Source organism: Pseudomonas sp. WJP1, from assembly GCF_028471945.1.
Classification (GTDB): domain Bacteria; phylum Pseudomonadota; class Gammaproteobacteria; order Pseudomonadales; family Pseudomonadaceae; genus Aquipseudomonas.
The window spans coordinates 397,381-423,358 of the sequence record NZ_CP110128.1 but is presented as its reverse complement, the minus strand read 5'-3'; the positions used below and the strand labels follow the sequence as shown (position 1 = coordinate 423,358).

At 60.9% G+C, this 25,978-nt stretch carries 21 protein-coding genes; 1 reads left to right on the top strand and 20 read right to left on the bottom strand.

Annotated features, from left to right (window positions below):
- Positions 1–28: 28 nt before the first annotated feature.
- Positions 29–1,276: an MFS transporter gene (locus OH720_RS01915; protein WP_442967304.1), complete on the top strand. Its 1,248-nt coding sequence runs from the start codon at positions 29–31 to the stop codon at positions 1,274–1,276.
- Here OH720_RS01915 and gspM read toward each other — a convergent pair.
- The 20 genes from gspM to pilQ form a co-directional block, all read right to left on the bottom strand.
- A complete protein-coding gene (gspM, locus tag OH720_RS01910) occupies positions 1,269–1,730 on the bottom strand; it encodes a type II secretion system protein GspM (protein ID WP_272604347.1) in 462 nt (153 codons plus the stop codon). The genes OH720_RS01915 and gspM overlap by 8 nt on opposite strands.
- A complete protein-coding gene (gspL, locus tag OH720_RS01905; RefSeq protein ID WP_272604346.1) occupies positions 1,727–2,833 on the bottom strand; it encodes a type II secretion system protein GspL in 1,107 nt (368 codons plus the stop codon). The genes gspM and gspL overlap by 4 nt, the downstream gene beginning before the upstream one ends.
- Positions 2,830–3,660, bottom strand: coding sequence for a general secretion pathway protein GspK (locus OH720_RS01900; protein ID WP_272604345.1), 831 nt, complete (start codon positions 3,658–3,660; stop codon positions 2,830–2,832). The genes gspL and OH720_RS01900 overlap by 4 nt, the downstream gene beginning before the upstream one ends.
- The gene (gene gspJ, locus OH720_RS01895; RefSeq protein ID WP_272604344.1) at positions 3,657–4,199 is read right to left on the bottom strand and encodes a type II secretion system minor pseudopilin GspJ; all 543 of its coding nucleotides are present in this window, start codon (positions 4,197–4,199) and stop codon (positions 3,657–3,659) included. Before gspJ ends, OH720_RS01900 begins: the two co-directional genes overlap by 4 nt.
- Positions 4,192–4,575: a type II secretion system minor pseudopilin GspI gene (gene gspI / locus OH720_RS01890; RefSeq protein WP_272604343.1), complete on the bottom strand. Its 384-nt coding sequence runs from the start codon at positions 4,573–4,575 to the stop codon at positions 4,192–4,194. The genes gspJ and gspI overlap by 8 nt, the downstream gene beginning before the upstream one ends.
- A complete protein-coding gene (gspH, locus tag OH720_RS01885) occupies positions 4,568–5,035 on the bottom strand; it encodes a type II secretion system minor pseudopilin GspH (RefSeq protein WP_272604342.1) in 468 nt (155 codons plus the stop codon). The genes gspI and gspH overlap by 8 nt, the downstream gene beginning before the upstream one ends.
- A 3-nt stretch (positions 5,036–5,038) precedes the next feature.
- Positions 5,039–5,488: a type II secretion system major pseudopilin GspG gene (gene gspG / locus OH720_RS01880; RefSeq protein ID WP_272604341.1), complete on the bottom strand. Its 450-nt coding sequence runs from the start codon at positions 5,486–5,488 to the stop codon at positions 5,039–5,041.
- Between the two features lie 3 nt (positions 5,489–5,491).
- A complete protein-coding gene (gspF, locus tag OH720_RS01875; RefSeq protein WP_272604340.1) occupies positions 5,492–6,700 on the bottom strand; it encodes a type II secretion system inner membrane protein GspF in 1,209 nt (402 codons plus the stop codon).
- A 3-nt stretch (positions 6,701–6,703) separates the two neighbouring features.
- Positions 6,704–8,182: a type II secretion system ATPase GspE gene (gene gspE / locus OH720_RS01870; protein ID WP_272604339.1), complete on the bottom strand. Its 1,479-nt coding sequence runs from the start codon at positions 8,180–8,182 to the stop codon at positions 6,704–6,706.
- Entirely contained in the window at positions 8,179–10,098 is a 1,920-nt protein-coding gene (gene gspD, locus OH720_RS01865) for a type II secretion system secretin GspD (protein ID WP_272604338.1), read from the bottom strand. Before gspD ends, gspE begins: the two co-directional genes overlap by 4 nt.
- Positions 10,099–10,106: 8 nt before the next feature.
- The gene (locus tag OH720_RS01860; RefSeq protein ID WP_442967256.1) at positions 10,107–10,625 is read right to left on the bottom strand and encodes a type II secretion system protein N; all 519 of its coding nucleotides are present in this window, start codon (positions 10,623–10,625) and stop codon (positions 10,107–10,109) included.
- Positions 10,626–10,668: 43 nt separating this feature from the next.
- Positions 10,669–11,181, bottom strand: coding sequence for a cytochrome b (locus OH720_RS01855; RefSeq protein ID WP_272604337.1), 513 nt, complete (start codon positions 11,179–11,181; stop codon positions 10,669–10,671).
- 66 nt (positions 11,182–11,247) lie between these two features.
- Positions 11,248–12,714: an N-acetylglucosamine-binding protein GbpA gene (gbpA, locus tag OH720_RS01850; protein WP_272604336.1), complete on the bottom strand. Its 1,467-nt coding sequence runs from the start codon at positions 12,712–12,714 to the stop codon at positions 11,248–11,250.
- A 295-nt stretch (positions 12,715–13,009) separates the two neighbouring features.
- Positions 13,010–14,077, bottom strand: a complete 1,068-nt coding sequence (gene hemE, locus OH720_RS01845) for a uroporphyrinogen decarboxylase (protein WP_272604335.1) — start codon at positions 14,075–14,077, stop codon at positions 13,010–13,012.
- A 241-nt stretch (positions 14,078–14,318) separates the two neighbouring features.
- On the bottom strand, positions 14,319–15,737 hold the full coding sequence (locus OH720_RS01840) for an FAD-dependent oxidoreductase (protein WP_272604334.1): 1,419 nt from the start codon (positions 15,735–15,737) through the stop codon (positions 14,319–14,321).
- Between the two features lie 32 nt (positions 15,738–15,769).
- Positions 15,770–20,215: a glutamate synthase large subunit gene (gltB, locus tag OH720_RS01835; RefSeq protein ID WP_272604333.1), complete on the bottom strand. Its 4,446-nt coding sequence runs from the start codon at positions 20,213–20,215 to the stop codon at positions 15,770–15,772.
- A gap of 350 nt (positions 20,216–20,565) precedes the next feature.
- Entirely contained in the window at positions 20,566–22,149 is a 1,584-nt protein-coding gene (locus tag OH720_RS01830) for an AAA family ATPase (protein WP_272604332.1), read from the bottom strand.
- 10 nt (positions 22,150–22,159) lie between these two features.
- Positions 22,160–23,260, bottom strand: a complete 1,101-nt coding sequence (gene aroB, locus OH720_RS01825; protein ID WP_180203922.1) for a 3-dehydroquinate synthase — start codon at positions 23,258–23,260, stop codon at positions 22,160–22,162.
- Between the two features lie 151 nt (positions 23,261–23,411).
- Positions 23,412–23,930 (bottom strand): shikimate kinase AroK, encoded by a 519-nt coding sequence (gene aroK / locus OH720_RS01820; RefSeq protein ID WP_032831512.1) that lies wholly within the window; start codon positions 23,928–23,930, stop codon positions 23,412–23,414.
- 4 nt (positions 23,931–23,934) lie between these two features.
- Positions 23,935–25,977 carry a type IV pilus secretin PilQ gene (pilQ, locus tag OH720_RS01815; protein ID WP_272604331.1) on the bottom strand — a complete coding sequence of 681 codons (2,043 nt, stop codon included), beginning with the start codon at positions 25,975–25,977 and terminating at the stop codon, positions 23,935–23,937.
- Between the last annotated feature and the right edge of the window lies 1 nt (position 25,978).

Sequence of the window (25,978 nt, the reverse complement as noted above, 5' to 3'; positions counted from 1 at the left end):
AACTGCTGTCGCTCCACTTACCCATGAAATTCCTCCCGCCGCACTGGACGATGTGGCTGTCGAGCTGAAAGAGATCTACATCGAAAAAGGCACGCCAGCCTTCATGCGCACCGTGCTGGCGCTGTTCTGCGGCGGCTTCGCGACGTTCGCCCTGCTCTACTGCGTGCAACCGATGATGCCGTTGCTGTCCCACGAATATTCCATCAACGCGGCACAGAGCAGCCTGATCCTGTCAGTAGCCACGGGCATGCTTGCCATCGGCCTGCTGATCACCGGCCCGATCTCCGACAGGGTCGGGCGTAAACCGGTGATGGTGGCGGCGCTGTTCGCCGCCGCACTGTGCACCATGGCCAGCGCGATGATGCCGAGCTGGCATGGCGTGCTGGCGATGCGCGCGCTGATTGGATTGTCGTTGAGCGGCCTGGCGGCGGTTGCGATGACCTACCTGAGCGAAGAGATTCACCCACAGCACATCGGCCTCGCCATGGGCTTGTACATTGGCGGCAACGCCATCGGCGGCATGAGCGGGCGGCTTATCACCGGCGTCTTGATCGACTTCGTCAGCTGGCACACGGCAATGCTGGTGATCGGCGGCCTGGCGCTGATTGCGGCAGCGGTGTTCTGGAAAATCCTCCCTGAGTCGCGCAACTTCCGCCCCCGCTCGCTGCACCCGCGCAGCCTGGTCGACGGGTTCACCATGCACTTTCGCGACGCCGGCCTGCCGCTGCTGTTTCTCGAAGCCTTCGTGCTGATGGGGGCGTTCGTCACCTTGTTCAACTACATCGGCTACCGCTTGCTGGCCGAGCCTTATCACATGGATCAGGTCTTTGTAGGGCTGCTTTCCGTGGTGTACCTGTCGGGTATCTACAGCTCGGCGAAAATCGGCTCGCTGGCGGACAAAATCGGCCGCCGCAAAGTGCTATGGAGCACTATCGCGCTGATGATCAGCGGTCTCGCCCTGACGATGTTCACGCCATTGCCGCTGGTCATCCTCGGCATGCTGGTCTTCACGTTCGGTTTCTTCGGTGCCCACTCGGTCGCCAGCAGCTGGATCGGTCGCCGTGCCCTCAAGGCCAAGGGCCAGGCATCGTCCTTGTACCTGTTCAGCTACTACGCCGGCGGGAGCATTGCCGGTACGGCGGGCGGCGTGTTCTGGCACTTGGGCGGCTGGAACGGAATCGGCTTGTTCATCGGCGCCTTGCTGGTCGTGGCATTGCTGGTCGCCTTGAAGCTGGCAAAGTTGCCGCCACTGCCGGGAACCGGCGCGACTATCTGAGTACCACACGCGCCTCCAGCACCGCGTTGCGCTTTTCCAGGGTCAAGGATTGCAGAGCGGTGCCATTGCGTTCGAGGCGGTCCAGCCATGCCAGCAATGCCTTGGCGTCACCGCTGACGCTCAGGCGCAATTGATCGCCGTCGGTGTTGACCTGATGCAATTCGAGCCCCGCTTCGGTGGCGCTTTCACTGACGTGTAGCGATAGCGGCTGGGTGACAGCCTTGCGCGTACTGCTTGGACGCGCCATCTGCAATTGCGCCGCCAGTGCCAGCTGCTGCTGATACTGACGCTCGGCCGTCGCAAGACGCTGCTGCGTCGGTTGCCAGACCAGGCTGAATGCCGCCATGCCAAAGACAAACGCGCCCAACATCAGCAACAACCGTCGCTCGCGCAGCGACAGACGTTGCCAGCGCTGCAGCAGCGTTGGCCATGTGATCAACCCGCTCAACTTCATGCGCCTTGCTCCAGGGTCAGGGTCGCCTGTACCCGATCGCCTTCCTTGCTCGCGCTGTCGAGTCGCACAGGCAAACCTTGCTGGCGGCCACGTTCACGCAATAATTCCAGTTCGGTAAAACTACTGGCGGTCAGCCGGACTTTCCAACCATCGCTTTCGCGAAATTCAATGCGCTGGACATCGACGTTGCTGGCGCCGATGACTTGCTCGACGAGTTTGACCAGCTCGGCGATATGGCCGTCCCGGGGCGCCGCACTTTGGCTTTGTAACGCCTTGAGTTGCAGCGCGAGGTCAACGATGCGGGTCTGGTCCGGATAAAGCGCCTTGAATTGCTGCTCGTTGCGACTGTAGAGCTCACGGGCCTGGCTTTGGACAAAACCGATCCGTGTTTCACTGGCGCCCCAGTCGAGCAGCACCAGCGCCAGCACGACCAGCCCGCCGAGACGCCAGGGCAGGCGTTTTCGAGGCGCAGCGAAATCACCGTGCAACAGATTGATTGCCTGTCCATGCACCGAGGTCAGCCACTGATCGATATCAGTGGCGTCCTGACGCTCGTCGCGCCACTGGATGTCCATGGGCAAACCTGGCTTGAGCGCTACCAAACCGCCATCCGATAAAGTCAGGCGAGCAGGCAAGCCGCCACCGAGCAGCCAGCGGCCACACCACCAGATACCGAGCGCCTGGCCACGAGGCAACGCGTCGGCATCGACAAATACAGATCGCACTTCAATACCCGCTTCGGCCAGCAGTGCGAGCACCGCGGCAAATCGTTCGCGGTCGATCACCATCACCGGATAGCGACCTCGGGAATCGCGCGCACCGATGCTCAGGTGCAACTTTTCCAGCGCTTCACTCAATTGCTCTTCGACGGCGAAGGCGATGGCCTGGGCACCGGGCTGGCGCCGGGAGGGCCATGGGTCGCTGCGCAACCAGCTGCACAGTTCCATGGGCAACAGCACATCGACCGCCTGCCCAGCCAGTACCTGTGCCGCTTGATCCAAGGGCAGGCGCTGCCGTTCGCCGGTCGAAGTCCAGCGGCAACAAGGCCAGGCGAGCGTGGGCAGGGCCAAGCCTTCGGCGGTCAGGTAAAGCCAGGTTTTCATTGCTGTATCTCGCTTGCGTTCGAGGGCAGAACACGCCGTTGCAGAATCTTCAACTGACGCGTCTTTGGGTCGCGTTCAACATCGGTGGCCTGCCGCAGATGAGCCTGCCCCTGGGTCACTTGAACGGTGATGCGGTACCAGCGGCTGTCAACGCCCAGGCCATGGCTGCTCAAGCCCAGGCCGGATAACAGCGGGTCCTGGGTAAAGGCCTGAACGCTTGGCCAGCCTGTCGTGGAGCGCTGGCGTACCAGGGCTTCGGCCGTTGTGCGCTCGACACCGTCCAGCGTGCGCAATACCAGCGCCGGTGCCGTGTTGATGTTCGTCGCCGCCTCTACCGGTAACAACGCGACCCAGGGCGCCAGGCGACGCAACAGCTCAGCGTCGACACCGGGAAGCAGTCGCAGTTGGCTGAGCTCGCGCAGCGCCCCCACTTGCTCCAGTTGCAGCGACGGCAGTTCGAGCAGCGCAAGCAGACGCGTCCAGCGATTGAGCGTGACTTGATCGAGCTGGCCTTGAATCAACAGGGCATTGAGGTTGAAACGCCCGGCCAGGTCCTCGATTTCGACGCGTATCTGTGCGTCCTCAACGGTGAAAACGCTGGGCGGCTCAGCAATCGGCTCGCTGTCCTTTTCCTGAGCCTTGAGCAATCCCAGGCCCCAGCTTTCCCCGGCTATACCGAGTTGCCGAAGGTGCATCTGCTGTAACTGTTGCCCAGTGCTTTGCAGCAATGTGTGATGGCTGCGCAGCATGCCGCCGACGATTAACAGCGCCAGGCTCATGACCAGCAATACACTGATCAATGCAACGCCACGTTGACCTGCCCTCATGGCATTGCCCCCGGTAATAGCAGCACCCGGCGGATCGCCTCGAAACGCCCTGCCGACAGTTGTATTTCCAAGGCCAGGGGCGCCTTCAGGTGCTGCCCGGACGGCCAATCGCCGCGCCAGCCGACCTGGCTGTCGTACAAACGCCAGCGCAGGTCTCGAACATCGTCGAGCAGTTTTTGCTGCTGCACGCTCCGGGCCCCTTCTGCCCGGCTGTCGCGCCATAGCACGCCGTTGTCGAGTCGATAGGTCAGCAACTGTCGCTCACTGCGCGGCAAGTCCAGGGGATTGCGCCAATTGCCGCGCAACAGCTGCAACTGCGACGGCTCAAGCACGACAGGCTGTTGCGCGATGTGCAGCAAGTCGCGCTCAATCACCGCCACGGCGCGTTGCAGGTTTCGAAATTCACGCTCGTGGCTCTGCGTGCCCTGCTGTACACGCACCACACCGTCGAACAGCGTCCAGCTGGCCAGCCCCAGCAAGGCGAAAATCGCAATGGCAATGACCAGCTCCAGCAGGGTGAATCCGCCTTGCTCATTCATGACGATTGGCTATCCAGCCACTGGCGCGGAACAGGGTCTGGTCACGACCGGCGAGGCCGACTTCGACCTCGACCGGCACCCCATGCGGATCGCTCGCCACGCCGACGTATTGACGTACCACCCAGTCGCGCCCCGCCATGCTCACCATCCGTTGTGGCTGTGCACTCACGGGGAGCGATTGCAGGCGCAACTCGTTCAGCTGGTTGTCTGCCACCCAGGCCGCGAGAAGACGCTCTTCGGCAGCGCCTGCCTGCCTCACCACGTATTGGCTGGCGGACAGCACCGCCGTCGCCAGGGTCGCGAAAATCGCCAGGGCCACCATGACCTCAAGCAAGGTGAATCCGCCCATGCGAGGTACGAACGACGGCTCAGTCATCGACCATCACCTCACCTATGCCATCGCCGGTCACGGTCGCCCAAACCCTGTCCTGGCCTGCGAACGTCAGTGTGAAGCTGCTGGTTTCATCGCTGCTGTACAGCACAATCTGGGGAGGCCCGGCGTCAGCGCCCAGCCGCAGGGAATACCCTTCCTGCTCAAGGCTCAACCGCAAGTTCCCGGGCCATCGGTAGAAGGCTGCCAGTGGTTCCCAGCTACGCCCATCGAGGCGCATTGCCCGGTACCCTTCGACGCTCAGCCGCAGGCCGTACTCCCGCCCCTCGAGCACGGCCTGTTCCCGCAGTTGGCGGACGACGCCAGCTAGGGCGCCCGCCTCCTGCCGAGCTTGCTGTACCGGGTTAACGCCAGTGGCAAGACTCACCGTGCCCACCAGCACGCCGATCAAGACGATCACAATCATCATTTCCAGCAGGGTAAATCCCCGACAACGGCGCGGCATGCTTCAACGGCCCCAATTGCCGATTTCCGCCGCGTGCCCTTCGCCACCCGCTACGCCATCGGAGCCGAGGGAATACAAGTCGTAGCCGCCATCGACCGATTTAACACCGGGATTGAGGTACTGATAGGGCGTGCCCCACGGATCGACGGGCAAGCTTTTCAGATAACCCTGAGGGTTCCAGTTGCGCGCCGCCGGCACTCCGGAAGGATGCTTGCTCAAGGCCTCCAGACCCTGTTGCGTGGAGGGGTAGTGGAAGTTGTCGAGGCGATACATTTCCAAGGCGGTGGCGATGGCCTGCAGATCGACGTTGGCAGCGGTGACTTTGGCCTGGTCGGGACGGCTCATGAACTGCGGCACCACGATTGCCCCCAGGATGCCGATGATGACCACCACCACCATGATCTCGATCAGGGTAAAACCGTGCTGGGAAGTTCTGTGACGTAAAGCGTTCATGGATCAATTCACCAATTGGTTGAGGCTGAGAATCGGAAGCAGAATGGCCAGGACGATCAGCAGCACCACCCCGCCCATCAACACGAGCATGGCCGGCTCGAACAGGCTCACCACCAGGGCTATACGCGCCGCCAGGCTGCTTTCCTGTTGTTCGGCGGCGCGGGCCAGCATGCGATCGAGTTCGCCCGCACGCTCGCCACTGGCGATCATGTGCAGCATCATCGGCGGGATGTCGCCGCTCAGTTCCAGGCCATGGGTCAGGGTTCCACCTTCACGAACCGAGCGGGCGACGTCGGTCATCCGCGCACGGATGGTCAGGTTGCCGATCACGGCAGCGGCGATTTCCAGTGCGTCGACCAAGGGCACGGCGCTCTTACCGAGGATGGCCAGGGTGCTGGCAAATCGTGCAGCTTCCATTGCGCGCAGCACGTCACCACAGACCGGCAGGTTCAACACCTGGCGATGCCAGCGCAGGCGCCAGACCCGTTGACGCAAGCTCCAGCGCCAGAGGGTGATCAACAGCGCCAGCACGACGATCAACAGCAGGCCATGCTTGCGCAACCCGTCGCTGGTACCGATCAACGCCCGGGTCAACCACGGCAACGGCTGGCCGCTGTCGACAAAAATCTTCACCACGTCCGGCACCACGTAACCGAGCAGAAAGCCGACGATGACCACGCTGGCCAACATCAGGATCAAGGGGTACACCAGCGCCATCTGGATTTTTTGCCGTGAGGCCTGGCGAGCCTGGGTATACGCAGCCAATTGCTCCAGCACCTGGCCCAGATGGCCAGAGCGTTCGCCGGCGGCCACGGTGGCGCGGAACAGTTCGGGGAACGCCTTGGGAAACTGCGCCAACGCATCGGCCAAGGCATGGCCCTCCATGACCCGGCTACGTACCGCCGACAGCAAACTGCCAACCCGGCGCTTGTCGCTTTGTTTCGCCACGGCCTCAAGCGACTCCTCCAAGGGCAAGCCGGCTTGAACCAGCGTGGACAACTGCAGTGTCAGCAGCGCCAGGTCGGCGGCACTTAATCGCCCAGCGTTGCCGGGCTTGTTGGCGCCACCCACGATGCGGATTTCCTTCAAGTCGCGCGGCCACAACCCGCGCTCACGCAGCACTTGCCGCGCATGTCGGGGGTTGTCCGCCTCCAGCCGCCCCTTGCGCTGGCGGCCCTGGACGTCATCGGCCCGGTAATCGAATGTCGGCATGACCTAGTCCTCCCGAGTCACGCGCAGCAGCTCGTCGAGACTGGTCAGCCCGTCCACCACCCGTTGGCGGCCGTCCTGGAACAGACTGCGCGACACCTGGCGCGCCTCGTTGGCCAAGGCCTGCTCACTGGCCCCCTGGTGAATCAGCGTCGCCAATGCCGGTGTGACGCTGATCAGTTCATAGATGCCGACGCGCCCGCGATAACCTTGCTGACACTGCTCACAACCCACGGCCCGGAACAGCTGCAACGGTGCGACATCAAGCCCCAGGCGCTGGCAGGCAGTCGCATCCGCGCCATAGGGCGCCTTGCAATGAGGACATAGCGTGCGCAGTAATCGCTGGGCCAGAATGCCCACCAGCGACGATGCCAGCAGGTAGGCATCGACACCCATGTCCGCCAGGCGCGTCACCGCACCAACCGCACTGTTGGTGTGCAGCGTCGAGAGCACGAGGTGGCCGGTCAGGGAAGCCTGGACGGCAATTTCAGCGGTCTCGCGGTCACGGATTTCGCCGACCATCACCACGTCCGGATCCTGGCGCAGGATCGCTCGCAACCCCCGGGCAAAGGTCATGTCCACTTTCGGGTTGACCGGCATCTGCCCCACGCCCGGCAGGTGGTATTCGATGGGATCTTCGACCGTGAGGATATTGCGGGTCTGGTCGTTCAGGCTATTGAGCGCAGCGTACAAGCTGGTGGTCTTGCCTGAGCCGGTAGGCCCGGTCACCAGCAGGATGCCGTGCGGTTTGCCCAGCAGGTGGCGCAGGTCCCGGAGGATGTCCTGCGGCATGCCCAGGCGCGACAATTCAAGGCGCCCGGCCTGTTTGTCGAGCAAGCGCAGTACCACCCGTTCGCCGTGTGCCGAGGGCAGGGTCGAGACCCGTACATCGACTTCATGCCCGGCCAGGCGCAAGGCCATCCGACCGTCCTGGGGCACGCGCTTTTCAGCGATATCCAGGCGCGCCATGACCTTGATGCGCGACACCAGCAGCGTCGCCAATTCACGTCGCGGCCGAAGCATTTCACGCAACTGCCCGTCGACCCGCATGCGCACCGACAGGTACTGCTCGAAGGTTTCCAGATGCACGTCCGAGGCTTGCTCGCGCATCGCCTCGCTCAGTAATGCATTGATCAAACGGATGATCGGCGCATCGCCCTGCTGCTCCAGCAAGTCGGCGGTTTGCGGCACCTTGTCCACCAGGCTGAGCAGGTCCAGCTCTTCGTCCAGTCCTTGGGCAACCTGCTCGGCGGCGCTCTGGCCTTCGCGGTAGGCGGCTGCCAGGCGTGCTGCAAAAATCTCGGGTTCCAGCACCCGCAGCGGCAGCTCGCGAGCGCATGCCCTGCGTACTTCCGCCACGGCGGTGAGCGGCGTATCGGCACGCACCGCAAGGCTCGACTCGTCGCCTTCGCACTCCAGCAGCACGCCGAAACGACGGGCAAAACCGAAGGGCAGTGGCTGACAACCATCGTTTGAACGGGTCATGGCGCAGGCTTGCGCAGGTCAAGCACAGGCGCTTCGGAGACCGGTTCGAACAGCTGACGCGAATCAGCCGGCAGCAGCAACGAGTTGTTATCCCGCGCCCCCGACTGACTCAAGTCACGCAGCGCGTTGTAACGCTGTTGGCTGATGCCGCTAAGGTCTTCCTTGCTGCGCACGATGGTGGGCCGCAGGAACACCATGAGATTGCTTTTGCTCTGGGTGTCCCGGTTCCAGCGAAACAGTGCGCCCAGATAAGGAATATCACGCAGTAACGGCACCCCGCTTTTCTGGGTTCTGACGCTGTCCCTGATCAACCCGCCAATGACGATGATTTCGCCATCGTCGGCCAGGATGGTGCTCTTGAGGGCGCGCTTGTTGGTGATCAGGTCCGAGGAGTCGATGCCCGATACCGAGGGCGCGATGTCCGATACTTCCTGTTCGACCTCCAGGCGCAGCGTCGAGCCTTCGTTGATGTAAGGCTTGATCTTCAGGCTGATGCCCACGTCCTTGCGTTCGACGGTGGTGAACGGATTGTCCGCTCCGTTGCTGTTGGTGGCATAGGAGCCGGTCTTGAACGGGACGTTCTGGCCGACGATGATGTGGGCTTCCTGGTTGTCCAGCGTCAACAGGCTTGGCGTAGAGAGCAGGTTGCTGTGGGTATTGCTGGCCAGGGCCGAAATCAATGCACCAAAGCGATCACTGCCCAGGCGCAACAGCGCGCCTTCGGGCGCGGACTTTTTCTCGTTGAAATCCAGGCCGCCGACGATCGGGATATCGGTGCCGGGGAAGTTGATGAAGCCTTTCGCATCTCCCGTACTGATGCCCCATTGCACGCCGACCGCTTCAGCGATGTCCCCGGAAATCTCGACAATGGCGGCATGGATCAGCACCTGGGCGCGCGGCTGGTCCAACTGACGCACAATGCTTTCGATGGTCCTGACCTGCTCCGGCTCAGCGATCAGTACCAGTGCGTTCTGGCTTTCGTCGGCCTTGATCATGAAGGCAGTGCCTGGCGCTGCGTCCTTGCTATTGCCAAGGGCCGGAGCCGCTTTTCGGCCCTGCCCCATGCTTTCCAGGATCTCGGCCAACTGCTTGGCGTCGCTGTGACGCAAGCGGATCACCCGGGCGTTATCCGCAGTCGCCGTGGCAGGAACATCGAGGCCGCGCGCCAGCTCGGCCAGGCGTTGGCGAACGGCCGCCGGGCCAATCAGGATCAAGCGATTGGTTCTGCTGTCGGCCAATACCTGGATCGCGTTCTCGGCCGTGCGCTTGCCCAGCGAAGCTTCCATTACCGGAGCCACGTCACTGGCCCGGGCGTGGCGCAACTGCACCACGGCGTGCATGTTGCTTTGTCCGGAATCCAGCTGGCGGATGACCTGGACGATGCGCTGCGCATTGGCTGCCGTCTCCGTGACCACCACCGCATTGGCCGACACGGACGGCCCGACATAGCCGTTGGCCGAGACCAATGGCCGGACCAGCCCGGCGATGTCGGCGGCACTGCTATTGTTCAGCTCGATCACCCGGGTGACAAATTGCGAGGGCGTAGGGTTTTTTGCAGGGCTGGTGCCGGCGCGGGTCTTGGCTTCGGTCACGGGCGTGATCAGGATGCGGTCACCCTCGTCGATCACCGTGAAGTTGTGGGCATCGAGCACCCCGTAGAACAAGCGGCGCACGCCTTCGCGATCAAGGGCTTGTTGAGACATGACCGTGATGCGTCCGGAGACCCTGGGATCCAGCACCACGGTGGTCCCCAGAATGCCGGAGATTTCCTCAACGATGTCGCGCAGCTCGGCGTTGTTCATCGCCAACTGCCACTTTTCTTGCGCGGCCTGCAACGCGCCCGGCAAAGTCAGGCTCGCCAATACGACAAGTAAAAAAGTCCAGCGCAAAACCTGCGCGCCAATGAAACTGTTCATGATGTTGATCACTCTGACGGCCCGGAAACCGGGAGTAGATAACGCGTAGAAACCGCGGGAGCCTGTGTGTCACCTGGAGACTCAAGTCTGCGCAGGAAACGCGCAGCAGACGGTTGCAGGGTTAATCGCTCTTCCCGCCCCTTGTTCCACAGCACCACTTGACTAGCCTCGACGCGGCGCAGCACGCTGCCACCGGGCAAACGTTCGCCCACCTGATACATACGGGGGCCTTGGGCATCGACGAGCAACGCTTTGGACAAACCGGCGCTAAGGACAAAACTGGCCTGCAAGGTCAGCGGCTCGGCACTGGCGAGCAACGAGGCCTCTTGGGTCAGGCCCAGCACCGACGCCACCGCAGTAGCATCCAGCAGGACATGGACGGGAACAGAGGCTGGCGCCAACACTGGCAGCGGCGGCGAGGCGAGGTGCTCACGAAAGTGCCACTCCTGCCAGATCAGCAGCGCGGCATAACCCACCGGCATTGCCAGCAGGCCAAAACGGCTAGTCACCTTCCATGAATTCTTCACGAACGGGCCTCTCGAGCCGCTCGATCGAATGATTGCTGCATTCTCATAAAGACATTCGCCGCAGTATCCGGCGGCCAGAGACCTCATGCACGATCACTGCACCGACATGCAGTGCAATCAGCACCGAAAGAACCACACACGCCCACACATGAATCGCAGTGAATGACGCGATAAGGCCAGGATTGATTAATGGTTGAGGGATCTTGACCACCTCGAACACATTGATGGGGCGATCCATCATCAAAACACCGGTCACCAAAACAACACTCACCGTGAGGTAGATCAGCGAGTGAGCAAGTAGCACAAGCCTTTCCAGTGTCGAAAAGCCGACCACGCTTACATGCAGGGTGTGATAGACAAAAATAAACAGTCGCCAGACAAAAACCGGTATGAACGCCGTGGTCAGTGAAACATTGATAAATGCCACTAAGTGTTTAACTTGGGATGACACATCCATGCCGGCCACATAGAACCCGGATGCCAGGGCCCACAAGATAACCGCCGCCGAGATCCAGTGCAGTAGCACACGTTGCCTGGAATAATCCGAAACCATCATTTGCAACTCGAAAAAAAGAAAACCTTCAGGCGACCTTTCCAGGTCACCTGAAGTTCTGCGAGGGACTTAAAGTTTGTTCCAGGCCATGTGCCAATGCGCACCGACGCCAGGTTCAAAACCATTGGCAGACGGGCTGTACTGCTTGCAATAACCGGATTCAGGGAATGGCTTGCACTCAAAGACTTCGTTGGTCTTCGGTTGCAGTACCTTGGTACCGTCGGTGTACTCGCCGAGGCCTTCAGGGAAAACGAAGTCGTAGTCAGCGCCGGCGCCTTCACCCGTCAACTGGGTCACCTGAGTATCCTGGCGAGTCGTCCGGCCATCCAGAGTCGTGCCAACCAGCGTCAGGGTGTGCTTGCCAGGGTTGCTGCGAACATCCAGGGCCAGCCAGGCCGGGCCGCTGTCCACCTGTGCGGAAGTGAAACCGACCGGCTTGTTGCTTTCATCGAACAGCGTCGCTTCGACGTTCATCTTGCGATTGGACAATATGTTGAAATTGATATTGGCCAAGCCTTTTTCCAACACAAACTCAGGTTGCAGGGAAGCCACCGACAGACGAGCCGCTGCATCTTCCTGCATGTTCAGTTGCACTTCGTAACGGGCCACGCCGCTTTCTTTTTGCGCGTACAAAGTGTTGTTGCCACGGATCGGCTCGATGTCGCCATTTTCGTTACGAATACCAGCGCGGATAACCGTGTGAGTCTTGTTGATTTTCTCTGCCAACTTGAACGACCAGTTGTTCGGCGAACCTTCTTCTACGGTATCAATGGAAACTTCCACGCTGTATTCCGGGCTCTCACCATTGGCCGAGAATGCGCGAGCCTTGACCTTGTCGCCAATCAGCAACGGGGTCCCGGCGGAAATGCTGCCGACCGAAGACCAGCCACCCGGCAGCGCCGGCTCGGCAAGAATGTTCACGTCGGCCGCGTTATAGAACGCCGCATCCGTGTCACCCACGGTCCAGATACCCAGGATGACGTGCTGTCCGGATTTGTCTTCAGGGATGGAGCAGTTGTGCTTGGCGCCGGAGACCGGCAGTTGATGCCCGCCGTCGACGGAACAGAACGGAGTGCTTTCGAACGAGGCGCGCTTGAGCGGTTCGTTAGGATTCCAACCGTTGCGAGTGATGAAATACTCATGCTTGGTGGCTGGATGCGCTTGCGTGTAGCGCCATTGGAAATCGATGTTCCGGTCGCGGATTTCAGTCAGGCTCCATCGGGTTGCCGACTGGGCGTCCATGGCAGAAAAGCTCGGATGAGCACCGCTGGGGATCTTGCCGTCGATCGGTCCCTGCAACGGCGCTCCGCCGATGCCCGCCGGGAAGCCCTTGAAGGTTTCGCCCACGCTTTGTGGTTCGTATTGCGCAGCGCCACAGTTGGTGTTCACTCCCTTTTGGCAAAGCAGTGCGCGCGAAGGTGGCACTTCCAGATAGCCATGCGCGGAAACACTTTGTGACGCCAACATTGCCGATAACAGGATCATTGAGGAAGTGCAGGCGGCCAACGCACTTCCTTTGTAGTAAGTATTTTTCATCCAATAAATTCCAGACTGCTTATCGAGAATCAAAGGCGTGTATTTCATACGCCGTTAATTGCAATTCTGCTCACCACGAGAGGGGAGCACGGTCCGGGAAATTTACTTGAATGAAACAACTTTATATGTAGGGAAAATCTCTACTTGCTGCAGGATAGTTCCATCTAGCTCTTTATCTGACACAGAATGAAAAAAATCTTACAAGGGGCAACACTTGAACTGGAGATAAAAAACTAAAAGTATAAAAAACCCGTACGGCGCCGGGCCGGACGGGTTTTAAACAACTTAAACGCAGTTATTCGTGGTACTGCGCCGACAACTCATGCACCGCGCGCAGGAAGACGCCGGCATGTTCCGGGTCGACTTCCGGGGTGATCCCATGGCCGAGGTTGAACACGTGGCCGCTGCCCTTGCCGTAGCTGGCGAGGATGCGCCCGACTTCTGCGCGAATGGCTTCGGGTTTGGCGTAAAGCACGGTCGGGTCCATATTGCCTTGCAAGGCAACCTTGTCACCGACACGGGCACGGGCGCTGCCAATGTCGCAAGTCCAGTCCAGTCCCAACGCGTCGGCTCCAGCATCGGCAATGCTTTCCAGCCACAGGCCGCCATTCTTGGTGAACAGGATCACAGGTACCTTGCGACCTTCGTGCTCGCGGATCAGGCCGCTGACGATTTTGCGCATATAAGCCAGAGAGAATTCCTGGTACGCCGCCGCCGAGAGGCTACCGCCCCAGCTGTCGAAGATCTGCACCGCTTGCGCGCCGGCCAGGATCTGGCCGTTGAGGTAGCTGGTGACCGTCTGCGCGAGCTTGTCCAGCAGCAGGTGCAAGGCTTGCGGGTTGTCGTAGAGCATGGTTTTGGTTTTGCGGTAGTCTTTCGACGAGCCGCCTTCGACCATATAGGTGGCCAGCGTCCATGGGCTGCCGGCGAAGCCGATCAGCGGCACACGGCCGTTCAATTCACGGCGAATGGTGCTGACCGCGTCCATCACGTAACCGAGGTCTTTCTGCGGATCAGGAATCGGCAGGGCTTCGATGTCGGCCAGGGTGCTGACGACTTTCTTGAAACGCGGGCCTTCGCCGGTTTCAAAGTACAGGCCTTGGCCCATGGCATCGGGGATGGTCAGGATGTCGGAGAAGAGGATCGCCGCGTCCAGCTGCGGATAGCGGTCCAGCGGCTGCATCGTGACTTCGCAAGCGAACGCCGGGTTCATGCACAGGCTCATGAAATCGCCGGCCTTGGCGCGGCTGGCGCGGTATTCAGGCAGGTAGCGACCGGCTTGACGCATCATCCACACAGGGGTGACGTCTACGGGTTGCTTGAGCAGGGCGCGCAGGAAACGGTCGTTCTTCAGGGCAGTCATGTCGGCATCCGGAAAAAAAGTGCGGGCATTTTCTCAGAGCCGGACGCAAAAGGCACGAATGCAGCTCAGCCTTTTGTCTATCAGGTCAATTTGTCGCGGGGAAACATCGGTCTTCGCAGCACCACAAAACAACTGTAGGAGTGAGCCTGCTCGCGATAGCGCAGTACCAGTCAATACATTGGGTGACTGATCTATCGCCATCGCGAGCAGGCTCGCTCCTACAGGTTTTTGTGTCGCCTGGTTAGACGCCCAGGTAATCCAGGATCCCTTCCGCCGCATTACGGCCTTCGAAGATCGCCGTCACCACCAGGTCAGAACCGCGCACCATATCGCCACCGGCGAAGATTTTCGGGTTGCTGGTCTGGTGCTTGTACTGACCTTGCTCGGGTGCCACGACGCGACCCTGGCTGTCGGTCTGGATGCTGAACTGCTCGAACCACGGCGCCGGGCTCGGACGGAAACCGAAGGCGATGACCACGGCGTCGGCCGGGATGATCTCTTCGGAGCCCGGAATCGGCTCGGGGCTGCGACGGCCACGGGCGTCCGGCTCGCCGAGACGGGTCTCGACCACCTTTACGCCTTCGACACGGTCTTCACCGACAATCGCGATCGGCTGGCGGTTGTAGAGGAATTTCACGCCTTCTTCCTTGGCGTTCTTCACCTCTTTGCGCGAGCCTGGCATGTTCGCCTCGTCACGACGATAGGCACAGGTCACCGATTTGGCACCCTGGCGAATCGAAGTACGGTTGCAGTCCATCGCCGTGTCACCACCACCGAGTACCACGACCTTCTTGCCCTTCATGTCGACGAAATCTTCCGGCGACTTTTCAAAGCCCAGGTTGCGGTTGACGTTGGCGATCAGGAAGTCCAGCGCGTCGTACACGCCCGGCAGGTCTTCACCGGCGAAGCCGCCCTTCATGTAGGTGTAGGTGCCCATGCCCATGAATACGGCATCGTATTCTTCGAGCAGTTGTTCCATGGTCACGTCCTTGCCCACCTCGGTATTGAGGCGGAACTCGATGCCCATGCCGCTGAAGACTTCGCGACGATTGCTCAGCACGGTCTTTTCCAGCTTGAACTCGGGGATGCCGAAGGTCAGCAGACCGCCGATTTCCGGGTTCTTGTCGAACACCACCGGGGTCACACCGCCACGCACCAGCACGTCGGCACAGCCCAGGCCCGCGGGGCCCGCACCGATGATCGCGACACGCTTGCCAGTCGGCTTGACCTTGGACATGTCCGGGCGCCAACCCATGGCGAACGCGGTGTCGGTGATGTACTTCTCCACCGAACCGATGGTCACCGCGCCGAAGCCGTCGTTCAGGGTGCAGGCACCCTCGCACAGACGGTCCTGCGGGCACACCCGGCCGCAGACTTCCGGCAGGGTGTTGGTCTGGTGCGACAGCTCCGCGGCGGCGAGGATGTTGCCCTCGGCCACCAGTTTCAGCCAGTTGGGAATGAAGTTGTGCACCGGGCACTTCCATTCGCAATACGGGTTACCGCAACCCAGGCAGCGGTGGGCTTGGTCGGCCGACTGCTGGGGTTTGAACGGTTCGTAGATTTCCACGAACTCTTTCTTGCGTTGACGCAACAGTTTCTTCTTCGGATCCTTGCGCCCGACCTCGATGAACTGGAAGTCATTATTCAGACGTTCAGCCATTTTAAAACCTCATCAAACTCTTCAGGCGCATATCACTGCGGGTTGGCACGGGTGCTGGAAAGCAACGATTTCAGGGAGGCAGCCTTGGGCTTGACCAACCAGAAACGGCGCACGTAATCGTCGAGGTTCTCGGCGAGTTCACGACCCCACTCGCTGTCGGTTTCCTCGACGTACTCGTTCAGCACGCGTTGCAAATGGCTGCGGTAGGCTTCCATCGCCTCGCCGCTGATCCGCTGGATTTCCACCAGTTCGTGGTTGACCCGGTCAACGAAGGTGTTGTCCTGGTCGAGCACGTAGGCGAAACCGCCGGTCATGCCAGAACCGAAGTTGTAACCGGTCTTGCCCAGGACGCAGACGAAACCACCGGTCATGTACTCGCAGCAGTGATCACCAGTGCCTTCCACGACGGTGTGGGCACCGGAGTTACGCACGGCGAAACGCTCGCCCGCGGTACCGGCGGCGAACAGCTTGCCGCCAGTGGCGCCGTACAGGCAGGTGTTGCCGATGATGGCACTGTCCTGGGTCTTGTAGATGCTGCCTTTTGGCGGAACGATCACCAGCTTGCCGCCGGTCATGCCCTTGCCGACGTAGTCGTTGGCGTCGCCTTCCAGGTACATGTTCAGGCCGCCGGCGTTCCACACACCGAAACTCTGGCCGGCCGTGCCTTTGAAGCGGAAGGTGATTGGCGCATTGGCCATGCCCTGGTTGCCGTGCTTACGGGCGATGTCGCCGGAGATCCGCGCGCCGATGGAACGGTCGCAGTTGCAGATATCCAGTTCGAACTCCGCGCCGCTCTTGTCGTTGATCGCCGAGGTGGCCATCTCGACCATTTTCTCGGCCAGCAGGCCTTTGTCGAACGGCGGGTTACGCTCAACGCCGCAGAACTGCGGCTTGTCCGCCGGCACGTGGTCGCTGCCCAGCAATGGGGTCAGGTCGAGGTGATGCTGCTTGGCGGTCTGGCCTTCGAGCACTTCCAGCAGATCGGTACGACCGATCAGCTCTTCGAGGGAACGCACGCCCAGCTTGGCCAGCCACTCACGGGTTTCTTCGGCGACGTATGTGAAGAAGTTCACCACCATGTCGACGGTACCGATGTAGTGATCCTTGCGCAGCTTCTCGTTCTGGGTCGCGACGCCGGTGGCGCAGTTGTTCAGATGGCAGATGCGCAGGTATTTGCAGCCCAGGGCGATCATCGGCGCGGTGCCGAAGCCGAAGCTTTCAGCGCCGAGGATGGCTGCCTTGATCACGTCGAGGCCGGTTTTCAGGCCGCCGTCGGTCTGTACCCGGACTTTGCCGCGCAGGTCGTTGCCGCGCAGGGTCTGGTGGGTTTCGGCCAGGCCGAGCTCCCACGGTGCGCCCGCGTATTTGATCGAGGTCAGTGGCGATGCACCGGTGCCGCCGTCGTAGCCGGAGATGGTGATCAAGTCCGCATAGGCCTTGGCCACACCGGCGGCGATGGTACCGACGCCTGCTTCCGCTACCAGCTTCACCGAGACCAGCGCCTTCGGGTTGACCTGCTTGAGGTCAAAAATCAGCTGCGACAAGTCTTCGATCGAATAGATGTCGTGGTGCGGTGGTGGCGAAATCAGGGTCACGCCTGGTACTGCGTAACGCAGCTTGGCGATCAGGCCGTTAACCTTGCCCCCTGGCAGTTGACCACCTTCGCCCGGCTTGGCGCCTTGGGCAACCTTGATCTGCAGCACTTCGGCGTTGACCAGGTATTCCGGGGTCACACCGAAACGGCCGGTAGCAACCTGCTTGATTTTCGAGCTCTTGATGGTGCCGTAGCGCGCCGGGTCTTCGCCGCCTTCGCCGGAGTTGGAACGCGCACCAAGGCGGTTCATGGCTTCGGCCAGGGCTTCGTGAGCCTCAGGCGACAGGGCACCCAGAGAGATACCGGCGGAGTCGAAGCGCTTGAGCACCGATTCCAGCGGTTCGATTTCGCTGATGTCCAGCGGCGTGTCGAGGGTTTTCACCTTCAGCAGGTCACGGATCATCGACACCGGACGGTTGTCCACCAGCGAGGTGTATTCCTTGAACTTGCTGTAGTCGCCCTGTTGCACGGCGGCTTGCAGGGTGTTGACCACGTCCGGGTTGTAGGCGTGATATTCGCCACCGTGGACGAACTTCAGCAGGCCACCTTGCTGGATCGGCTTGCGCGCGCTCCAGGCTTCGGTGGCCAGGGCTTTCTGCTCGGCTTCGATGTCGACGAAACGTGCGCCCTTGATGCGGCTTGGCACGCCCTTGAAGCTCAGGTTGCAGACTTCCTCGGACAGGCCGATGGCCTCGAACAACTGCGCACCGCGGTACGAAGTGATGGTCGAGATACCCATCTTCGACAGGATCTTGAGCAGGCCCTTGGTGATGCCTTTACGGTAGTTCTTGAAAACCTCGTAGAGGTCGCCCAGTACTTCACCGGTACGGATCAGGTCGCCCAGCACTTCGTAGGCCAGGAACGGATAAACGGCGGAGGCACCGAAACCGATCAACACGGCGAAGTGATGCGGATCGCGAGCGGTCGCGGTTTCCAACAGGATGTTGGAGTCGCAACGCAGGCCCTTTTCGGTCAGGCGGTGGTGTACCGCGCCGGTGGCCAGGGAAGCGTGGATCGGCAACTTGCCCGGGGCAATGTGACGGTCACTCAGGACGATCTGCGTACGACCGGCGCGCACGGCTTCTTCAGCCTGATCCGCAACGTTACGGATCGCCGCTTCCAGCCCGATGCTTTCGTCGTAGTTGAGGTCGATCTTCTGGCGTTCGAAGCCCGGACGATCGAGATTCATCAGCGAGCGCCACTTGGCCGGGGAAATGACCGGCGAGCTGAGGATCACGCGCGAAGCGTGTTCCGGCGACTCCTGGAAGATGTTGCGCTCGGCACCGAGGCAGATCTCCAGCGACATGACGATGGCTTCACGCAACGGGTCGATCGGCGGGTTGGTCACCTGCGCGAACTGCTGGCGGAAATAGTCGTACGGCGTGCGCACGCGCTGGGACAGCACGGCCATCGGCGTATCGTCGCCCATCGAACCCACGGCTTCGTAGCCTTGCTCGCCGAGCGGACGCAGCACCTGGTCGCGCTCTTCGAACGTGACCTGGTACATCTTCATGTACTGCTTGAGCTGATCGACGTCGTAGAAGGCCGAACCGTGGTCGTTGTCTTCCATGGTCGCCTGGATGCGCAGGGCATTCTTGCGCAGCCATTGCTTGTACGGATGACGTGACTTGAGGCGGTTGTCGATGGCATCGGTGTCGAGGATCTGACCGGTTTCGGTGTCCACGGCAAAGATCTGGCCCGGTCCAACACGGCCCTTGGCGATCACGTCTTCAGGCTGGTAGTTCCAGACACCGATTTCCGAAGCCAGGGTGATGAAACCGTTCTTGGTGGTGACCCAACGCGCCGGACGCAGACCGTTACGGTCGAGCAGGCACACCGCGTAGCGACCATCGGTCATTACCACGCCGGCCGGGCCGTCCCACGGTTCCATGTGCATCGAGTTGTATTCGTAGAACGCGCGCAGGTCCGGGTCCATGGTCTCGACGTTCTGCCACGCAGGCGGAATGATCATCCGCACGCCACGGAACAGGTCGATGCCGCCAGTGACCATCAGCTCGAGCATGTTGTCCATGCTCGAAGAGTCGGAACCAACGCGGTTGACCAGCGGGCCGAGCTCTTCCAGATCCATCAGATCGTTCGTGAACTTGGTGCGACGGGCCACGGCCCAGTTGCGGTTGCCGGTGATGGTGTTGATCTCGCCGTTGTGCGCCAGGAAGCGGAACGGTTGAGCCAGCGGCCATTTCGGCAGGGTGTTGGTGGAAAAGCGCTGGTGGAACACGCAAATCGAAGTTTGCAGGCGCTCATCGCTCAGGTCCGGATAGAAGGCGGTCAGGTCCGCCGGCATCATCAGGCCTTTGTAGATAATGGTCTTGTGCGAAAAGCTGCAGACGTAGTGGTCGGTATCGGCGGCGTTGGACACCGATGAGCGACGACGGGAGGTGAACAGCTTGACGGCCATGTCCTGGTCGCTCAGGCCTTCGCCACCGATGAACACCTGCTCGATCTGTGGCAGGCGCTCAAGGGCCAGGCGGCCGAGGACGCTGGTGTCGATCGGCACTTTGCGCCAGCCGACCAACTGCAGGCCGGCAGCCACGATCTCGCGGTTCATGTTCTCGCGAGCGGCTTCGGCCTTGACCGGGTCCTGGTTGAAGAAAACCATGCCCACGGCGTATTGCTTGGGCAATTCGACGCCGAAGGTTTCCTGGGCGATGGCTCGCAGGAACACGTCCGGCTTTTGAATCAGCAGACCGCAACCGTCACCGGTCTTGCCGTCAGCATTAATCCCACCGCGGTGGGTCATGCAGGTCAGGGCCTCGATGGCCGTTTGCAAAAGGGTATGACTGGGCTCGCCCTGCATATGGGCAATCAGGCCGAAACCGCAGTTATCCTTGAATTCATCTGGTTGGTACAGACCTGCTTTCATAGACACTTTCTCACCAGGCTGCCTCTCATCGAGGCAAATTTCTTTTCAATTCAACCACTTACCATCCGCGCCGAACGTACGCCAGCTTTGCGGGGGCAAAAGGGAGGTCATTGTACACACCGACACTTGGCCTCACAAATTTGGCGACGAAATGTCGCAAATCTATGTCGCATTTGTGAAAGGTTTAAAGCGATCTGCTGTGCTAGTCAAAACTTTTTTTAATTTTGACCGCTACGACTCAAAGACTACTGTGACGCAGACACCACAAGGCACGCAGCCTGGAAGGTTGCGCGCACTTGTAGAAATTTTGAGGTGCTTGGAGAGGCGGCCTGGGTAAGGCCGCCGAATCTTCAGCGAGTTGTTGCCAGTTCCTGTTGGACGCTGGCGACAGTGCGAGGCCAAGGTTTACCAGCCTGAACCTTCGCTGGCAAGGCCTTGATGGCGGAAACGGCTGCATCACGATTGGCGAAGTTGCCGTAGGTGATCACGTAGAGCGGCTTGCCGTTGAGGACTTTCTTGAAATAACGGTACTCGCCGCCCTGCTCCTTGACGAAGTTTTGCGCGGCGGTTTCGGAGCTGGTGCCGAGGATCTGCACCACGTAGTTACCTGGCGCCTGACCTGCGTACCAGGTGCCACCGGCAGCCTTGGCGACGGTCGCTGGCTTCTCGGCCGGCTTGGCGGCAACGGCGGCTGGCTTGGCTGGCGCCGGAGCTGGAGCCGGCTTGGCAACCGGAGCAGGCGCTGGCTTGGCGGTAGCGACCTGGGTCGGTGCAGGTGTGGGCTTGGCTGCTGGCGTTGGCGCAGGACCGGCTGGAACGCCAGCTGGCGGTGCAATGGTGGTCACGGTCGGCGGCGTGGCGCTGGAACCCTCGACCGGCACGCCGTCATCGCCCTCGGTAATGCCACCCGCTGCTTCGGCCAATGGGGCCCGCATGACCGGCTGCGAATTGCCGACCAACGGCAATGGCGTTGGCTGCGAGTTACCGGCGAATTCGACGGCCGGAGCCCCGCCTTGCGAACCCTGGCCGAGCGGTAATTGCGCCTGCTCGTTGGCAGGCGCCCCCGTGGTCGGTGCCTTGCTGCGACCGGGCATCAACCAGGCGGCGGCTACCGCGACCACAACGACGGCGGAAATCGCCAATACGTGTTTCTTCGGCATATTGAACCCCATACTTGGACGCTTCACCGCTGAGCGGCTGGCAATCATGGCTTCGATCATCGCATCGCGGGCAACCTGGTTGATGTTGCCAGGCCAACCCTCGGAGCTTTCGTGAATATCAGAGATCTGATTTGCAGTGAAAAGTTCGATACCCCGACCGGCGCCTTCGAGCCGCTGCTCCAGGTATTCACGCGTTTCCTCTTCGGTGTAAGGCTGCAGCTCAATGACGTGGAAGCGTTCTTCCTCGAGTTGCAAAGCCTCAAGCTGAGCGATCATGGACGACTCGCCGAACAGGAACACATGCGGACGGCCTTCCGGCGCACCCGCACCAAGGGCCATCAAGGCTTCAAGCGCGGACTCGTCGAGCTGCTCGGCGTCATCGACCAGCAGATAGACTTCCTGTCCCGTGAGGGCAAGCTGCACTACCTGTTTCAGGATTGCACCGACCTCGGCCTGGGCAACGTCCAGCGCCTGGGCAACCTGGCGCAACACGCCAGCCGAATCACCCGCACCACGGGCGGAAACCACCACGCTTTGCACGGTCTGCTTGTTGGTACTGGCCACCAGAGCCTGACGCAGCAGGGTCTTGCCACTGCCGTGCGGACCTGTGACTACCAACAGCAACTGGCTGTACCGCGCCAGATGGTGCAACTGCCCCAGCACCGGCTTGCGCTGGGCAGGGAAAAACTTGAAGCCAGGGACCCGTGGAGCAAAAGGGTCATGATTCAACTGGTAGTGGCCGAGGAAAGCCTCGTCGGCATGCAAACTAGTCATCGCGTTCTTATTAACCTTTAAGCTGAGCCAGGGCGCGGTAATCCGCTCCCAGCGTGGCCTGTAGAACCTCTTTCGGATAATCGTCGGTCACTACCGCTTCGCCCATGTGGCGCAGCAGCACCAGGCGCAAACGACCGTCGATCACTTTCTTGTCTATTGCCATGTGTTCGAGGAAATCGGCTGGCGTCATCTCTTCAGGCGGAACAACCGGCAGGCCGGCGCGCTGGAACAGGCGAATGCCGCGGTCGCGCTCCTGTTCGCTGATCCAGCCCAGGCGCGCGGACATTTCCAGAGCCATTACAGTGCCAGCAGCGACCGCTTCACCATGCAGCCAGACACCATAGCCCATATGGGTCTCGATGGCGTGACCGAAGGTATGACCCAGGTTGAGCGTTGCCCGCACACCGGTCTCCTTCTCGTCGGCGCCGACCACGGCCGCCTTGGCGGCACAAGAGCGCTCGATGGCATAGGTCAGGGCTTGCTGATCCAGATTGCGCAGGCGGTCCACGTTGTCTTCCAGCCAGGTCAGGAACGGCTCATCGCAGATCAGCCCGTACTTGATGACTTCGGCCAGGCCGGCGGACAGCTCGCGGGCCGGCAGGGTGTTGAGGGACGTGGTGTCGATCAGCACGACGTTCGGCTGATAGAAGGCGCCAACCATATTCTTGCCCAGCGGATGGTTGATCCCGGTCTTGCCACCCACCGAAGAGTCAACCTGCGACAGCAGCGTGGTCGGAACCTGGATGAAATCGACACCGCGCTGGTAGCAGGCAGCCGCAAAGCCGGCCATGTCGCCAATCACGCCGCCGCCCAGGGCAATCACCGTGGTGCGCCGATCGTGCCGCGCGGTCAGCAGACCGTCGAAAATCAGCTGCAGGGTTTCCCAGGTCTTGAAGGCCTCACCGTCTGGCAGCACCACGGAGATTACCGAGAACTGCGCAAGGCTGCGGGTCAGGCGTTCGAGATAGAGCGGCGCGACGGTTTCATTGGAAATGATCGCCACTTGCCGTCCGCGAATATGCGGGGCCAGCAGCTCAGGCTGGTCCAACAAACCTTCGCCAATATGAATCGGGTAGCTGCGCTCGCCTAGATCGACCTTGAGTGTCTGCATGTGTCCCCACAGTGAAGATGGAATCAGGCAACCTGCCTTGAGTTAACGAATGTCTACGGCCACCGTTGGTGTGACGCCGTTCGTCGGCCGTTCGCCACAACCTGGAGCGGTCATGGCAGGACGCCGAGGATAGCGCATTTCGTGCGACGCTTTAACGGGGCGGCAATTGCTGCAAACGCTCCAGGATGTCGAGCACGACCATACGTGGCGGGCGCTCATCGGTTTCCACCACCAGATCGGCGATTTCCCGATAAAGGGGGTCGCGGATCGCCAGCAGATCCCGCAGGGTCTTGGCCGGATCGGCAGTGCGCAACAAGGGTCGATTGCGGTCGCGGGACGTGCGGCCGACCTGCTGCTCGACGGAGGCATGCAGATAGACCACCCGTCCGCCGGCACGCAGTGCCCGACGATTGGCTTCGCGCATGACCGCGCCACCGCCCGTCGCCAGCACCACGCCGTCGTAATCGCACAGCTCGGCAATCATTGCCTGCTCGCGCTCACGAAAGCCGGGTTCGCCTTCCTTGTCGAAGATCCATGGGATATTCGCGCCCGTGCGTAATTCAATTTCCTTATCGGAATCTTTGAATGGCAAGCGCAGCTCTTTGGCCAGCAACCGGCCGATGGTGCTTTTTCCAGCCCCCATCGGTCCTACAAGTATCAAATTTCGCACAGAATCAACGACTCACAGCAATCGCCTGGTTATTCATGATACGCGGTGTGAGAAACACCAACAGCTCGGATTTTTTCTCCGAAACCACGTCACGCCGGAAAAGGCGGCCAAGATACGGCACATCGCCAAGAAATGGCACCTTATCTACAACCTTGCTTTGAGTATTTGAGAAAACACCACCAATGACGATGGTCTCGCCATCGTTGACCAGGACCTTGGCATTGACCTCGTTTTTCTTGATCGGCGGTACATCCTGGACCTTGTTCAGGTAGTCCGGCTCGTCCTTGGTAACCTTGACCTCCATGATGATCCGGTTGTCCGGCGTGATCTGCGGCGTCACCTCCAGCGACAGCGAAGCCTCCTTGAACGAGACCGACGTAGCGCCGCTGGAGCTGGCTTCCTGGTAGGGAATCTCGGTGCCTTTGAGGATCTTTGCGGTTTCCTTGTCGGAGGTGACCACCTTGGGTTGCGAGACGATTTCGCCGTTGCCGGTCTTTTCCATGGCCGACAATTCAAGGTCCAGCAAGACATTGTCCGTGATGAAGGCGATGCCGATGCCCGACGTGTTGTTGGCGACCCCCAGGTCGACGAACGGCGAGCTACCGCCGTCACTGGTGCCGTTACCGACTCCCGAAGCGCTCCAGTTGCCTTTGTTCTGTATCGAGCCACCCCAGCGCACGCCGAGGCTCTTGTCGTAGTCGACGTTGGCTTCGACGATGCGCGCCTCGATCATCACCTGGCGCACTGGAATATCCAGTTGCGCAACGATCCGCCGCAGTTCGTCGAGTCGGTCCTGGGTCTGGTAGGCAATGATGTTGTTGGTGCGCTCATCGACGGTGATCGACCCCCGTTCGTCGGCTTTCGCTTCGGCATTGGTCACCGACTGGAACAGTTTGGCGATATCGGCCGCCTTGGCGTAATTGACCTGCAACAGTTCCCGACGCAGGGGTGCCAGGTCGGCAATCTGCTTCTGTGACTCCAGCTCCTGGCGTTCACGGGCGGCAATTTCGTCGGCCGGGGCGACGAGCAGCACATTTCCCACCATGCGCTTGTCCAGGCCCTTGGTTTTCAACACCAGGTCCAGCGCCTGGTCCCAGGGTACATTCTGCAGGCGCAGGGTAATGCCCCCTTGCACCGTGTCACTGGCGACCAGATTGAGGTTGGTGAAATCGGCGATCAGCTGCAACACCGAGCGCACGTCGATGTCCTGGAAGTTCAGCGAGAGCTTTTCACCGTTGTAGGCATTGCGGCCGGCGTTGCGCTTTTGCAGATCGTCGACCGTCATCGGGCGGATGCTGACGGTCAGCTTGTTGTCGGTCTGGTAGGTCGAATAGTCGAAGGCACCATTGGGCTCAATGGTGATGGTCGCCCTGTCCCCCGTCGCACTGGCATTGACGAACTGTACCGGTGTGGCGAAATCCTTCACGTCCAGGCGCACGCGCAATGGCTCGGGCAATCGGGTCCTGGTGAAGCTGAGAATGATCTTGCCTTCGCGCTCCTGAATATCGGGCGCAATGGACGGATCCGACAAGTCGATCACGACATTGCCTTCCCCCTGGGTACCCCGCTGGAAATCCACCGCACGAATCGCCTTGCCTGCCGGTACAGCCGCACGCGCATGGGCCGGTGCCGGTACAACAGCGGCAGCCGCTCTTGGTGCAGGGCTTTTGCCACTCTGCCCGACGACCACAAACAGGTTGTTGCCTTCGACCCGGAAGTCGTAGGGGCTCAACTGGGTCAAATTGATGGTCAGCCGCGCACGATCCTTGGCCTCCACCACGGTTGCGCTGCGGGCATTGCCATTGCCCAGGTCGCGAGTCTTGCTCGCCAGCTGGCTGACGACACCGGGCAGATCCAGGGCAATCCTGGCCGGGGACTCCGTGGTGTAGCCACGGGGCGTCGGAGGTGGCTCGTCGAACACCAGCTTCAACTCGACGCGGTCCCCCGGCAACGCGGCAACATCCAGCGCCTTGAGGTTGACCGCTTGTACCATCGGCGACAACGCTATCCATAGCGATACTCCGAGGGCGGAGAAAATCCTGTTCATT

Coding starts and splice junctions, on each gene's coding strand:
- gltB (WP_272604333.1), bottom strand. CDS start 20,215: ATGAAAGCAGGTCTGTACCAACCAGATGAATTCAAGGATAACTGCGGT.
- OH720_RS01840 (WP_272604334.1), bottom strand. CDS start 15,737: ATGGCTGAACGTCTGAATAATGACTTCCAGTTCATCGAGGTCGGGCGC.
- gspF (WP_272604340.1), bottom strand. CDS start 6,700: ATGCCGACATTCGATTACCGGGCCGATGACGTCCAGGGCCGCCAGCGC.
- gspE (WP_272604339.1), bottom strand. CDS start 8,182: ATGACCCGTTCAAACGATGGTTGTCAGCCACTGCCCTTCGGTTTTGCC.
- OH720_RS01830 (WP_272604332.1), bottom strand. CDS start 22,149: ATGACTAGTTTGCATGCCGACGAGGCTTTCCTCGGCCACTACCAGTTG.
- gbpA (WP_272604336.1), bottom strand. CDS start 12,714: ATGAAAAATACTTACTACAAAGGAAGTGCGTTGGCCGCCTGCACTTCC.
- gspD (WP_272604338.1), bottom strand. CDS start 10,098: ATGAACAGTTTCATTGGCGCGCAGGTTTTGCGCTGGACTTTTTTACTT.
- gspM (WP_272604347.1), bottom strand. CDS start 1,730: ATGAAGTTGAGCGGGTTGATCACATGGCCAACGCTGCTGCAGCGCTGG.
- hemE (WP_272604335.1), bottom strand. CDS start 14,077: ATGACTGCCCTGAAGAACGACCGTTTCCTGCGCGCCCTGCTCAAGCAA.
- gspH (WP_272604342.1), bottom strand. CDS start 5,035: ATGCCGCGCCGTTGTCGGGGATTTACCCTGCTGGAAATGATGATTGTG.
- gspJ (WP_272604344.1), bottom strand. CDS start 4,199: ATGAATGAGCAAGGCGGATTCACCCTGCTGGAGCTGGTCATTGCCATT.
- aroB (WP_180203922.1), bottom strand. CDS start 23,260: ATGCAGACACTCAAGGTCGATCTAGGCGAGCGCAGCTACCCGATTCAT.
- pilQ (WP_272604331.1), bottom strand. CDS start 25,977: ATGAACAGGATTTTCTCCGCCCTCGGAGTATCGCTATGGATAGCGTTG.
- gspL (WP_272604346.1), bottom strand. CDS start 2,833: ATGAAAACCTGGCTTTACCTGACCGCCGAAGGCTTGGCCCTGCCCACG.
- gspI (WP_272604343.1), bottom strand. CDS start 4,575: ATGACTGAGCCGTCGTTCGTACCTCGCATGGGCGGATTCACCTTGCTT.
- gspG (WP_272604341.1), bottom strand. CDS start 5,488: ATGAACGCTTTACGTCACAGAACTTCCCAGCACGGTTTTACCCTGATC.
- OH720_RS01900 (WP_272604345.1), bottom strand. CDS start 3,660: ATGAGGGCAGGTCAACGTGGCGTTGCATTGATCAGTGTATTGCTGGTC.
- OH720_RS01855 (WP_272604337.1), bottom strand. CDS start 11,181: ATGATGGTTTCGGATTATTCCAGGCAACGTGTGCTACTGCACTGGATC.